At 63.9% G+C, this 12383-nt stretch carries 9 protein-coding genes, 1 tRNA gene and 1 other RNA gene; 9 read left to right on the top strand and 2 right to left on the bottom strand.

Translation table 11 applies throughout. The annotated features are described in order from the left end of the window. Positions 1-43: 43 nt before the first annotated feature. From IEV88_RS10660 to IEV88_RS10625, 8 genes are all read left to right on the top strand, one after another. A complete protein-coding gene (locus IEV88_RS10660) occupies positions 44-2077 on the top strand; it encodes a DEAD/DEAH box helicase (RefSeq protein WP_188158463.1) in 2034 nt (677 codons plus the stop codon). A gap of 756 nt (positions 2078-2833) precedes the next feature. After that, positions 2834-2931, top strand: an RNA gene (ffs, locus tag IEV88_RS10655) — signal recognition particle sRNA small type. A gap of 68 nt (positions 2932-2999) precedes the next feature. Then, entirely contained in the window at positions 3000-4796 is a 1797-nt protein-coding gene (locus IEV88_RS10650; protein WP_188158464.1) for a DNA polymerase III subunit gamma/tau, read from the top strand. Between the two features lie 42 nt (positions 4797-4838). After that, the gene (locus IEV88_RS10645) at positions 4839-6626 is read left to right on the top strand and encodes a hypothetical protein (RefSeq protein ID WP_188158465.1); all 1788 of its coding nucleotides are present in this window, start codon (positions 4839-4841) and stop codon (positions 6624-6626) included. Between the two features lie 47 nt (positions 6627-6673). Beyond that, on the top strand, positions 6674-6997 hold the full coding sequence (locus tag IEV88_RS10640; protein ID WP_188159211.1) for a YbaB/EbfC family nucleoid-associated protein: 324 nt from the start codon (positions 6674-6676) through the stop codon (positions 6995-6997). 2 nt (positions 6998-6999) lie between these two features. Next, on the top strand, positions 7000-7413 hold the full coding sequence (locus tag IEV88_RS10635; protein WP_188158466.1) for a hypothetical protein: 414 nt from the start codon (positions 7000-7002) through the stop codon (positions 7411-7413). A gap of 5 nt (positions 7414-7418) precedes the next feature. Further along, a complete protein-coding gene (gene recR, locus IEV88_RS10630) occupies positions 7419-8024 on the top strand; it encodes a recombination mediator RecR (protein WP_188158467.1) in 606 nt (201 codons plus the stop codon). Between the two features lie 77 nt (positions 8025-8101). Next, on the top strand, positions 8102-9070 hold the full coding sequence (locus tag IEV88_RS10625) for a zinc transporter ZntB (RefSeq protein WP_188158468.1): 969 nt from the start codon (positions 8102-8104) through the stop codon (positions 9068-9070). Between the two features lie 211 nt (positions 9071-9281). On the opposite strand, the gene IEV88_RS10620 is transcribed toward IEV88_RS10625, so the two are convergent. Together IEV88_RS10620 and IEV88_RS10615 are read right to left on the bottom strand one after the other, a co-directional pair. Continuing rightward, positions 9282-11540 carry a S9 family peptidase gene (locus IEV88_RS10620; protein WP_188158469.1) on the bottom strand — a complete coding sequence of 753 codons (2259 nt, stop codon included), beginning with the start codon at positions 11538-11540 and terminating at the stop codon, positions 9282-9284. A 224-nt stretch (positions 11541-11764) separates the two neighbouring features. Beyond that, positions 11765-12031 (bottom strand): hypothetical protein, encoded by a 267-nt coding sequence (locus IEV88_RS10615; protein WP_188158470.1) that lies wholly within the window; start codon positions 12029-12031, stop codon positions 11765-11767. A 210-nt stretch (positions 12032-12241) separates the two neighbouring features. Between IEV88_RS10615 and IEV88_RS10610 the strand changes: the two genes are divergently transcribed. After that, positions 12242-12331 (top strand) — tRNA-Ser (locus IEV88_RS10610). Positions 12332-12383 lie beyond the last annotated feature (52 nt).

Below are 12383 nucleotides of genomic sequence, written 5' to 3'. Positions count from 1 at the left end.
AGGGCTCCGCGATAATCCCGCCACCCCTCCTGAAAGAATTGCCATGTCTGCCGAATTTTCCGCCGAGTTGCCCGTCGCAGCCCCCCTCGCCGCCGCCCTGAACAAGAGGGGCTATGACACGCTGACCCCGGTCCAGGAAGCCGTGCTGGCACCCGAGGTCGGCACCCGCGACCTGCTCGTCTCCGCGCAGACCGGGTCGGGCAAGACCGTTGCCTTCGGCCTCGCCCTGGCGCCGTCGCTGCTGGAAGACGGCGAGAGCCTGCCGCGCGCCGACGCGCCGCTGGCGCTGATCATCGCACCGACCCGCGAGCTGGCGCTGCAGGTGACCAGGGAACTGGAATGGCTCTATGCCGGAGCGGGCGGGCGCATCGCGTCCTGCGTCGGCGGTATGGATGTGCGCACCGAGCGCCAGGCGCTGGCACGCGGCGCCCATATCGTCGTCGGCACGCCGGGCCGGCTGGTCGATCACATCAAGCGCCGGGCGCTGCGCATGGACGGGCTGAAGGCGGTCGTGCTCGACGAGGCAGACGAGATGCTCAAGCTCGGCTTCCGCGAGGAGCTGGAAGAGATCCTGACGGCAGCGCCGCAACAGCGCCGTACGCTGATGTTCTCCGCGACCGTGTCCAAGCAGATCGCCCATCTGGCCGAATCCTATCAGGACAAGGCGCTGCGCCTGAACACGATTTCCCGCCGGGAACAGCATGTCGATATCGACTATGTCGTGCACCCGGTCGGCCAGAAGGACGTGGAAAAGGCCGTCATCAATCTGCTGCTCTATCACGATGCCCCGACGACGCTGGTGTTCTGCGCCCGGCGCGAGGGCGTCAACAAGCTGACGGCAAGACTGACCAATCGCGGTTTCTCCGTGGTCGCCCTGTCGGGCGAGTTCAGCCAGAAGGAGCGCAGCAATTCCCTGCTGGCGATCCGCGACGGCCGGGCCCGGGTATGCGTTGCGACCGATGTCGCCGCGCGCGGGATTGACCTGCCGGGGCTCGATCTCGTCATCCATGCCGACCTGCCGCAGAACAAGGAAGCGCTGCTGCACCGTTCCGGCCGGACGGGCAGGGCCGGGCGCAAGGGCGCATCCGTTCTGATCGCACCGGGACGGGCCCAGCGGCGCGCGGAGCAATTGCTGCGCGATGCCGGCGTCACCGCGCAATGGACGCAGCCGCCGGGTACGGAAGATATCCAGCGCGTGCTCGACCGGCGCGTGCTCGACCATCCGGCCCTGAGCGAGGACCTGCCCGAGGGCGATATGGACCTGGCCGAGGCGCTGGTCGACAAATTCCCGCCCGAGAAGCTGGCGGCAGCGTTCATCAAGCTGGCGCGCACCCGCCAGTCGTCGCCCGAAGACATGCAGGCGGATGGACAGGATAGTTTCGAAGCCGCGCCGCCGCGCGGTGGCCGGGAGCGCCCTGCCCGCGAGCACACGGGCCGCGACGGGCGCAGCGGGCCGCGTGATAGTGGCGGGCGCGACCGCGCCCCGCGCGAGCCGGGCAAGCGCCCGCCTGATTTCGACAATGGGTCATGGATTTCCCTCGGCGTCGGGCGCGCGCGCAATGCCGACCCGAAATGGCTGGTACCGATGCTGTGCAAGACCGGCGGGTTCGAGCGCCGCGAGATCGGCGTGATCAAGGTCGGCGAAACGACCACCTGGGTCGAGCTGAAGCCGGAAGCGGCCGACCGGATCATGGAAAATGCCGGCGAGCGCCAGATCATCGACAAGAGCCTTTATGTCGCTCGCGTCGACGGCCCGGGGGAGGATGGCGACACGGCCGGCGGCAGCCAGACTCAGATGGCGCCGCGTCCGCCGCGCAAGCCGCGCGTGGCCGTGCGGCCGCAGGAAGAATGGTCGCCTGCCCCGGGCGACCCCGATGCGCCGGAACCGCGGTTCCAGCGCCGCCCGCGGAAACAGGACGGGGCGCCGTCCGATAGCGGCTTTTCCGGCGGCAAGCCCGGCGGGCAGGCCGACGATGGCAAGCCGGCCTGGGTGAAGAAGAAAAAGGGCCCGAAGAAAGCGCGCGGCCCCAATGGCGAGAAGAAGCGCGCCCCGGGCAAGAAAAAGCCGAGGGGGTAACGCCCGAGAGCCTATAGGACGTGAGGTGTTTCACCGGTGTCGATCAGTCAAGGGCGGCTGCGCCGCCGCGAAGCGGTTCCACCCTTGACTGATCGTCACCGGTAAAACGATGGCTCACCAAGCCTGTAAGGCAGAGTCTGCCTTACAGGCTTCGGTTGACAACTTTCTCTTTCGCCCCCCATCCCCTGCTTCGCAGGTACTTCCCCCGCAGGCGGGGGAAGAATGGCGAGCTATCGGACACAGCAACGACGTATTCCTCCCTCGTTCACGGGGGAGGTGCCCCAACGGGGCGGAGGGGGCAGCACGAAAAGCACCGTCAGGTTTCGCTGCGGTGTTGAGATAGAATGAGGAAGGCCCGTGACGGACATTCTTCCAGCGTTGAGCGCGAAAGCGACAAGCGGTGGAAGCGCTGATCGCCCGTCACGGCGGCATTCCGGTGCGCGGCCCTGAAGGAGCTCTCGCGTCCGCCCGTCTGGGCGGAATGCCGATCCCTGCCACGGACGCCGACGCGCGCCCGCTCCTCTCCCTCTTTCAAGGGCGACAGGGATGCCTGCTGGAGGACGCCGCCCGCAGGCAAGGGCGGCAACCTCCCTGTTTCCGGCTACCTTGAGACATTTGTCTCGCCGGAAACGGGAGCAGAATAACCGGGATGCGGGGCACGGGGATAAGATTGGCAACCGCCTGAATTTCCGGTCTTTTTCCAGACTCTGCACGTCACCCCCTTGCATTCCGGCTCTCAAACGGCGATATCGGCAAGTGGAAGGCTGGCGGACGAGTTCCTCGCCAACCCGGTCAGGTCCGGAAGGAAGCAGCCGTAACGAGTTTCCGCTCGGGTCGTTTCAGTCTTCCACCTCTATTTGTATCCCCTCGATTTATAACGGCTATTTGAAGCGGGGCCGGTTCCGGTGCATACTCATCCGCAATGAGTGATACCGAAACCCCAAAACCCGCCGAAGGGCAGAAGCCCCCCTATCAGGTGCTGGCCCGGAAATACCGGCCACAGAACTTCGAAGACCTGCTCGGTCACGATGCCATGGTGCGCACGCTGAGAAACGCGTTCGCGTCAGGCCGGATTGCCCATGCCTGGATCCTGACCGGGGTGCGTGGCGTCGGCAAGACGACGACGGCGCGGATCATGGCGCGGGCGCTGAATTACGAGACAGAAGACGGGATCGACGTGCCGACCATCGACATGGACAGGCAGGGCATCCACTGCCAGGCAATCGCCGAAAGCCGCCATCCTGACGTGATCGAGATGGACGCCGCCTCGCGTACCGGCGTCGGTGACATTCGCGAGCTGATCGAGAGCGTGCGCTATGCGCCGGTCCAGGCCCGCTACAAGGTCTATATCATCGACGAGGTTCACATGCTGTCGAACAGCGCGTTCAACGCGCTCCTGAAGACGCTGGAAGAGCCGCCGCCCCATGTGAAATTCATCTTCGCGACGACGGAGATCCGCAAGCTGCCGGTGACGGTGCTGTCGCGCTGTCAGCGCTTCGACCTCAGGCGCTTCGACCAGGACACTCTCGCCGATTATCTGCAGGGCATTTGCGAGAAGGAGAACGCGGTCGTCGAGCGCGACGGATTGCTGATGATCGCGCGGGCTGCCGAAGGCTCCGTGCGCGATGCGCTGTCGCTGCTCGACCAGGCGATCATCCAGCATGCGACCTCCGGCGGGGAGACCGTGACGGCGGGCGATGTGCAGGACATGCTCGGTCTTGCCGACCGCGCGACCAGCTGGGAGATGCTGGATGCGGCGATGACGGGCGACGCGGCTGAGGCCCTGCGGCTGTTCCGCCGGCAGTATGATGCCGGTGCCGACCCTGTCGTGATCCTGCGCGACATGCTGGAACTGGTGCATTTGCTCACACGGGTGAAGGCGGCAGGCGATGAAGCCGCGAGCCACGGCTCTGCCGGGACCGCCGAGGCGGCACAGGCAAAGGGCATGGCCGAGAGATTTCCCATGGCCGGGCTGACCCGGGCCTGGTCGCTGTTGATGAAGGGCCTGCAGGAGACGCAGGTCGCGCCTGACCCTGCCGCGGCGGGCGAGATGACGCTGATCCGCCTGTGTTATGCGGCCGACCTGCCGACCCCGGACGAGGCCGTCCGTATGCTGACCGAAGGCAAGGTAAGCGGCGGTGCCGCGCCGGCGGGGCCGGGGGCGGGAATGCAGGGTGCCTCTGCCAATGGTGGCGGCAATTCAGGTGGCGGCGCGCGCGCCGTGTCCGGAGGCGCCATGCGGCAGGACCCGCAGCCATCCGGCGCGCCAAAGGCGGGGTTGCGCAGCCAGCCGAAGCTGGAAGCGGCGAACCAGACCCGCCTGTCGAGCCTGAAAGATCTGGTCGCGCTATGCTCCCAGAACCGGGATGCGCGCCTGCGCCACGAGATCGAGAACTTCGTCCGTATCGTGAAGTTCGAGCCGGGCGTGATCGATTTTCACCCGGCCGATGGCGCGCCGCGCAATCTCGCCGGGCGCATCGCGGCGAAGCTGAAGGACTGGACCGGCGAGCGCTGGACCGTGTCGATCAACACAAGGGAGACGGGCGAGGACACGCTGCGCCATGACCGCGACAGCGTCGTCTATGCCCACCCGCTGTTCATCGCCGCGCGCGAGGCCTTCCCCGAAATCCCTGACGAGAATGTACGGATCAAGGCGATCGCCGAGGTCAGGGGCGAGCATGTCGAGGGCGCGGATGGTGCCCTCGACGAAGAAGAATAAGGCGGGGATATCATGGGGGGCGGGGGTATTCGGTTTTCATGCGTGGTAGACAGGGACGAGATATTCCGTCACCAGGCCCTGAAATGGCTGAGAGGGCTGACCGAACTGGCCGGCGTCAGCCCCGACGATATCATCATCCATCACACACACAGGACCAGCCCTGACGACGTTGCAGAATTCACCAGGCGGGGCATTCGCACGCGGGCCATCAAGGTGATCAATCCGCGGCGCCCCCATTGCAACAAGATCGAACAGCTGCGCTCGTCCTTCCTGCAGGAAGCGGACCTGGCGGTGCTGTGCGATTGCGATACGCTGTTCGTGACCGATCCGCGGCCATACCTGCCCGCCGGCGCCGTTGCGGCAGCGGTGGTCGACAGGCCGAACCCGCCCCTGTCGGTCTTCGAGGTGCTGCTGAACCGCGCCGGCCTGTCTCGTCAGTGTCCGGACATTCCAACCACCGTCGGCAAGGAAATGACGCTGTTCGAAAACCGCAATGGCGGGCTTTATTCCCTGCCGGGGCCGCTATTGCCGGCGCTCCATCCCTGCTGGCGCAAATGGGCCGAGTGGCTGGAGGGACATACGGATGTCTTGCAGACCTATGCCTTCCATATCGACCAGATTTCCTTCGCCCTTGCCTGTATCGAGATGAAGATCGAACCGGCACTTCTGCCTGCGGGGATGAACTATCCTGCTCATATGGCGGCGCACCGACTGGCCGATACGGCGCCGGTGATGTTGCATTATCATCGCAGTGTCGAGGATGACGGGACGATCAAACCCTCCGGCCACCCGGTCGTCGGCAGTGCCATCAGCCATGTGAATGCGCAGCTGGCAAGGCCTGCCCGGTTGAAAGTCCGCCGGCGCCTGGTGCTGCATGTCGGCCTGCCCAAGACCGGCACCAGTTCGCTGCAGCTATGGAGTTTCAATCACCGCGAGCAGCTGCGCGCGCAGGGGATCGGCTATCCCGCCCCGAGCGAGGGCACGGCGATGCCCAAGCATCAGTTCATCGTCACCGACCTGCAGCGGGGCCGGTTCGAGCGCACGCAACAGGCGCTGGCCGAATGTGACGAGCCAACGGTGATCCTGTCGACGGAAGGGCTGACCAACCATCTCTACGATTTCCGGCCGGCGGCGCTGCAGGCGTTCAGGACGCTGCTCGAGGATTTCGAGATCAGCATCTTCATGACCTACAGGCAGCCGGAGGCGTGGCTGAAATCCTATCACAAGCAATGCGAGATCAATCCCGGCAACGACGCCTATCATTACGGGATGGGGCTGGATGTGGCGGCGTTCGGGCAATTGCCACGGGTCAGGCGCCTGCTGGATATCGGAATGCTGAAACAGGATTGCCTTGCCGCCTTTGGCGCGAAGGAGATCGTCGCGGTCGATTTTGACGATGACTGGGCCGGCCGGTTCGTCGAGCTCTGCGGCTATCGGCCGGCGGGGCCGGTGGTGATGGGCCGTGTCAATGAAAGCGTGCCCGACTGGATTTTCGATGCGGTCCTGCGTATCAACCGCCAGAAGCTGCCGGCAGAGGCGCGCACGGCATGGCTCGGCACCTTGCAGAGGGTCAGTGCGACACGACATTCCGGCCTGATGCAATATGACCTCAAGGCGACGACGACGGGGCTGTGGCGTCACCTGGATCCATCCCTTATAGAGAAGATAGCCACCCCGGATGACTGCTGGAACGGCTATGACGGTCTGGTGCGGGACTTGATCGCCGCTGCCGGCACGCCAGATATGATATGCCCGGGGACAGCGACTGGGACAGAGACTGGGACAGCGACTGGGACAAAAACGGCGGCGACGGTAACCGGCAGGGCGTGACAAGAACGGGAGGCTCCGGCCTCCCTGCGGATGGAAGGACACAGATGATGAAGAATTTCGGCGACATGATGAAACAGGCCTCGCAGCTGCAGGGCAAGATGCAGGAAATGCAGGAGAAGATTGCCGCGATGCAAGTCGAGGGCTCGGCCGGTGGCGGCATGGTCAGGGTGACCCTGACCGGCAAGGGCTATGCCTCGAAAGTCAGTATCGAGAAGGATCTGCTGAACCCGGAAGAGGGCGAAGTGCTGGAAGACCTGATCACCGCCGCGATCAATGACGCCAAGGCGCGGCTGGAAGAGAAGTCGCAGGAAGAGATGAAGAGCCTGACCGAGGGCCTGCCCCTGCCCCCGGGCATGAAACTGCCGTTCTGAGGATGTGGCGCTGCAATCCTGCCTCTGTCACAAAAGGCAGTGAAAGGGTTCTCTGTGGAGAGTTCTGGTTCGATTTTGGCGATACATCTTTTCCTGATGAAAACTGGCTGGATTTTGTCTCTCCGGTTTTTGGTTGGTGGTGTGCGGAATTCGACAGATTAAAAGACACCGGAAAAGCCGAGTTCGAATTCATGGATAGTCCATGTGCCATCTCGGCAGTCAGCCAAAAACAGGATGTCAGTCTCGTTGGGTTCTGGAGCGGCGAGAGAAGGGCATCCTGTCAGATGCCGGTAAGCGATTTTCAGGCTGGCTTTGTTAAAATCCTGATCGCATTTGAAGACGCATGCCGCGACGCAAATTTTCAACAAGACGCTGAGTGGTTACAGGACTTGCGCGTAAGATATTTCGGAAAATAGCATTCATGCCCAGAACCCCCGCCGGCCCTGAACTCGACCGTCTTATCTCGCTGCTGGCAAAGTTGCCGGGGCTGGGGCCGCGCTCGGCCAAGCGGGCGGCGCTGCACTTGCTGAAGAAGCGCGACGGGCTGATGGCGCCGCTGTCGCTGGCGCTGAAAGAGGCGGCCGACAAGGTGACCGCCTGTTCGATCTGCGGCAATTGGGATTCGTCCGATCCGTGCCAGATCTGTGCCGACGAGGACCGCGAGACCGGCGAAATCTGCGTCGTGCAGGAGGTCGCGGATTTGTGGGCGCTGGAGCGCTCCGGCGCATTCAAGGGCAAATATCATGTGCTGGGCGGGGTGATTTCGCCCCTCGATGGTGTCGGCGCGGACGATCTCAATATCGCCTCTCTCGCCCAGCGGGCGTCGGCCGGCGGGATCACCGAGATCGTGCTGGCGCTGTCGGCAACGGTCGATGGTCAGACCACGGCGCATTACCTGGTCGAGCGGCTGGAAGGGCTGACGGTCGATATTACCCGCCTGTCCCACGGCGTGCCCGTCGGCGGCGAGCTCGACTATCTCGACGAGGGCACGCTGGCCGCAGCGATGAAATCCCGCCACAAGGCGTAAGGTCAAATTCTCCCACTCTCAACGCCCTGTTCATTTTTCATGAACAATGCTCTGCTTGACGGACAAGGAGAGACGCGATGAGCGAGCCGCTGATTGAAGGTTTCGTGCTCGACGGCAAGGGCGGGGCCCGGCCGATGAGCGTTGACGAATTGCACGCCGGGCCGGATGTGCCCAAGGGCGGGTTTTACTGGGCGCATCTCGACCTCGGTGCCGACCAGGACTGGCTGCGGCGCAAGGCGGGGCTGGATGCTGTCGTCGTGCAGTCGCTGCTGGCCAATGAGACGCGGCCGCGCTCCACCGTGCACGGGAGCGGCCTGATGATGACCCTGCGCGGGGTCAATCTGAATCCGGAAAGCCAGAGCGAGGACATGGTATCGCTGCGCGTCTGGGTCGAGAAGGGGCGCCTGATCACCGTGCGCAAGCGCCGCCTCGTCGCCGTGGAAGACCTGCGCAAGACAATGCGGGACGGACACGGGCCTGACGATGCGGGCACGCTGCTGTTCCAGATATTGCGTGGACTGACGAACAAGATGGAGCCGGTCGTCGACGACCTGGCAGACCGGGTCGATGTCTTCGAGGAGCAATCGCTGACGGCCACGGTGGAGGAATTGCGCGGACCGCTTGCCGCCATGCGCCATGACGCGATCGTTTTCCGCCGCTATATCGCGCCGCAACGCGAAGCCTATGCCCGCTTTGCCGCGAACGAGACCGGCCTGTTGCACGAGACGCTGCAAAACGCCTCGCGCGAAGAGGCCGACCGCCTGACCCGCGTGGTCGAGGAGCTGGACATCACCCGCGAGCGCGCCGGCATCATCCACGACCAGCTGGTCGACCGGCGCTCGGAGGAGATGAACCGCAACATGCTGGTGCTGTCCGTCGTCACTGCGATCTTCCTGCCGCTGGGCTTCCTCACCGGGCTGCTCGGCATCAATGTCGGCGGTATGCCGGGGGCAGGGATGGACCACGCCTTCTGGATTGTCTGTGGACTGCTGCTCTGCATCACGCTCGGGGAATTGTGGCTGTTCCGCATGATGAAGTGGATTTAGGGTTAATTAGTCCCGCGGGTATTTCAGGGAAAGAAAGCTGTCAAGGACACTTCGTGCCCGGAGGGTTTCATCCTTGACAGCTTTCTTTCCCTGAAATGAGAATGCCACCAAGGCCATTAAGGCATAAAGTGCCTTAATGGCCTTGATTGACTAAAAGAGTCTCATCCTCGTGACCTGAGCTGAGGAAGGCTGTTGTGATTCTCCCAAGCCTCTACTTCAACCGCCGCTCGAAGAAGTCGACCACCAGCCGGTCCATGTGGCGCTTGTTCTCGCGCTTGCGGAAGCCGTGCTTCTCGCCCGGATAGGTCATCATCTCGAAGGCGACATCGCGCTCATGCAGGGCGGCCATCAGGTCGACGGAGTTCTGGAAGATGACATTGTCGTCGGCCATGCCATGGATCAGCAACAGGCTGTCATCCTTCATGCCACCCAGATGGGCGAAGACGGCAGAACGGTCATAGGCATCGGCGACCTCGCGCGGATCGCCCATGTAACGCTCCGTATAGGCTGTATCATAGGTGCGCCAGTCGGTGACCGGCGCGCCGGAGACGCCTGCCTTGTAAAGTTCCGGGTTCTGGGCCAGCATGTGCAGGGTCATGTAACCGCCATAGGACCAGCCGAACACGCCGATATTGCCGGCATCGACGTAAGTCTGCGCGGCGAGCCAGCGCGCGCCGGCAGCCTGGTCCGCGACCTCGACCGAGCCCATGGCGCGGTAGAGCGGGTTCTCGAACGCCGTGCCGCGGTTCCACGCGCCGCGATTGTCGAGCCGGAAGACGACATAGCCCTTGTCGACCAGCATCTGGTCATAGGCGCCCGTCCAGTCCTTTTGCACGGTCTGGGCGTGGGGGCCGCCATAGACGCGGATGATGGCGGGGACCTTCTGCCCCGGAGCGAGGTCCGGTTTCATCACCTGATAGTGGAGCGGCGTGCCGTCATCGGCCTCGATCGTACCGAATTCCGGTGCGACATGGGACGCGATAAAGGGCGCATAGGGATGATCGGCATCGAGCCGGTTCTCCTTCAGCCAGAAAAGATGTTCGCCATCGGCCTTGCGCACCCGCGCCTGCGACGGCTGGTCTGGTGCCGAGAAGGTATTGATCCAGACATCGCAGCTGCCGGCAAAGCTCGCCCCGTGCCAGCCCTCGCCCTCGGAGACCTGCACCGGCGCGCCGCCGGACAGGGACACGCGATAGACATGGCGCTCGAGCGGGGTCTCGGTCCAGCCGGTGAAATAGAGTGCACCACTGGCTTCATCGACGCAGTCGATGCCGGAGACGACCCAGTCTCCTCGGGTGACCCGGGCAATCAATGATCCGTCTGCGGCGTGATGATAGATGTGGTTGAAACCGTCGCGTTCGGATTCCCACAGGAAGGAGCCGTCCTTGAGCGGCCGCATGCCGCCGCGCAGATTGATCCAGGTCTCGCGCGTCTCCTCCATGAGGGTGCTGCTGGCGCCCGTCTCCGGCGCGACAGCGAGAACGCGCAGCGTCTTCTGGTCGCGGGACAGGAGGGTGACATAAAGCTGCCCGCCATCGGCTGCCCATGTCGCATCGGCAAGATAGATATCCTGTTCGGTGCCGAGGTCGACCCAGACCGTTTCGCCGCCGGCCGCCGGCACGACGCCGAGGCGGATGGTGACATTGTCCGTGCCCGCAAAGGGATAGCGCTGGCTGATCGTGCGTGTGCCGTCAGGCCCGAAATCCAGCCGCTCGACGATATCGACGGGGCTTTCGTCGATCTGTGTATAGGCGATCAGCCGGTCATCCGGCGACCACCAATAGCCGGTGTCACGGTCAAGCTCCTCCTGGGCGACGAATTCCGACACGCCATTGCGGATGGTGCCGGTCGCGCCGCTGGAGAGCTGTTGCTCCGTGCCCGTCGCAAGGTCATAGACAAACAATTCGTCATTGCGAATGAAGGAGACATAGCGGCCCGCTGGGGAAATCTTCGGGTCGGTCTCGAAGGTGCCGGTGTCGGTGACCTTCACCGCCCTGCCGTCGGCCAGCTGGTAGAGGAAGATATCGCCGCCGAGGGGAAACAGGATCTGCGCGCCCTTCGCGTCCCACTGATAGGAGACGATGCCGCTGGCATAGATGCGCTGGCGCTCGCGCCGGTTCTTTTCTTCCTCGGACAGGTCGACATCGCCGACGAGATCGGTGGAGGAGACCAGCATCGAGGCGTCGCCCGTCGCGGTGTCATAGGCCCACAAGTCGAGCTGGCTCGCATCGTCCTCGCGCCCGCGCAACAGGGTGACCAGGCGGCCATCGGGCGAGACCCGCGGCTGGCGCAGGGCCGGGCCGTCGAGCCCGCCCTCGGCATGCAGGTCGTCTATCGTCAGCTGGCGGGCAGGGGGCATCCCGTTCTCCTGTGTCGTGGCCTCGATCCGGGCGGCGCTTGTCTGGACCATCGCGGACAGGGCCGCCATGACGCCGAGAATGGTGACTATCGGTCGTGTCGGAAAAGGCATGCTCGCTCCACTCTGGCTGATCCTCATCACAAGTAGCGCGATGAGCGACGCGTGCAAACCCGCAATACCGGTTGCGGGACGGCCTTGCCGGCGGCCGTATCGGCACGCCCGCAGACCACGCCCACGCAGCCCGCGCCTGTACAGACGCAGAAAATCTGCTCTAACGCTCTGGAAACGTTCAGCTTTTCCGCCGTCGCAGGGTTCCCTGTGAAGGCCCGGTTGATCTAGTCGAGCGGGCGGAAGATCAGCGTCATGATGATGCCGATCCCGCCGATGAGGGCCCAGAGCGGCACGTTGAGGATGAAATTGGCGACCTTCGCCGCCGCGCCGTCGCCGACATCGGCGGACACGCCGATCCCGACAAGGTTCATCACCTCTGCCGTGGTGCGGATGGTGATCTCGCCCGTTTCGAGCCAGGACACGATATCGGCCCCGACCAGCATCAGGCCGATGGCCACGAAAATCCAGGAAAGCAGCCGGAAAATACCCATGAAAACGCCCCGTTTTATACCCGTTGCCGCGCCGCGATCATGCCAGATCCCCGACACGGCACGGGCCTGACCCCGTTACTGACGCGCCAAGCCTATCGCAACAGGCCGACCCTCGCAAGAATGATGCAAGAGCCGTGAAAATCCGGCGAAAAACGGCAAAATCGGCGCTTGCATCGTCAGTCGGTGACGCTATAGTCCCGCTCTCTTGCTGGGCAGGTGGCCGAGTGGTCGAAGGCGCACGCCTGGAACGCGTGTAGGCGAGCAATCGTCTCGAGGGTTCGAATCCCTCTCTGTCCGCCAGCATTTTCCGAGCGAACCGGGGTCTCTGTAAGTCCTTGTAATTGCTCTTTGA

Origin of the sequence: Aquisalinus flavus, assembly GCF_014640095.1 — a bacterium.
In the GTDB taxonomy this organism is placed as follows: domain Bacteria; phylum Pseudomonadota; class Alphaproteobacteria; order Caulobacterales; family Parvularculaceae; genus Aquisalinus; species Aquisalinus flavus.
Note: the sequence above shows the minus strand (reverse complement) of the source record. Positions and strands in the feature narration are given on the sequence as shown.

Bases quoted from the DNA above. Each gene is read 5' to 3' on its own strand.
- IEV88_RS10660 (WP_188158463.1), top strand. From the start codon at position 44: ATGTCTGCCGAATTTTCCGCCGAGTTGCCCGTCGCAGCCCCCCTCGCC.
- recR (WP_188158467.1), top strand. From the start codon at position 7,419: ATGCCCAGAACCCCCGCCGGCCCTGAACTCGACCGTCTTATCTCGCTG.
- IEV88_RS10615 (WP_188158470.1), bottom strand. From the start codon at position 12,031: ATGGGTATTTTCCGGCTGCTTTCCTGGATTTTCGTGGCCATCGGCCTG.
- IEV88_RS10635 (WP_188158466.1), top strand. From the start codon at position 7,000: ATGTGGCGCTGCAATCCTGCCTCTGTCACAAAAGGCAGTGAAAGGGTT.
- IEV88_RS10640 (WP_188159211.1), top strand. From the start codon at position 6,674: ATGAAGAATTTCGGCGACATGATGAAACAGGCCTCGCAGCTGCAGGGC.
- IEV88_RS10650 (WP_188158464.1), top strand. From the start codon at position 3,000: ATGAGTGATACCGAAACCCCAAAACCCGCCGAAGGGCAGAAGCCCCCC.
- IEV88_RS10625 (WP_188158468.1), top strand. From the start codon at position 8,102: ATGAGCGAGCCGCTGATTGAAGGTTTCGTGCTCGACGGCAAGGGCGGG.
- IEV88_RS10620 (WP_188158469.1), bottom strand. From the start codon at position 11,540: ATGCCTTTTCCGACACGACCGATAGTCACCATTCTCGGCGTCATGGCG.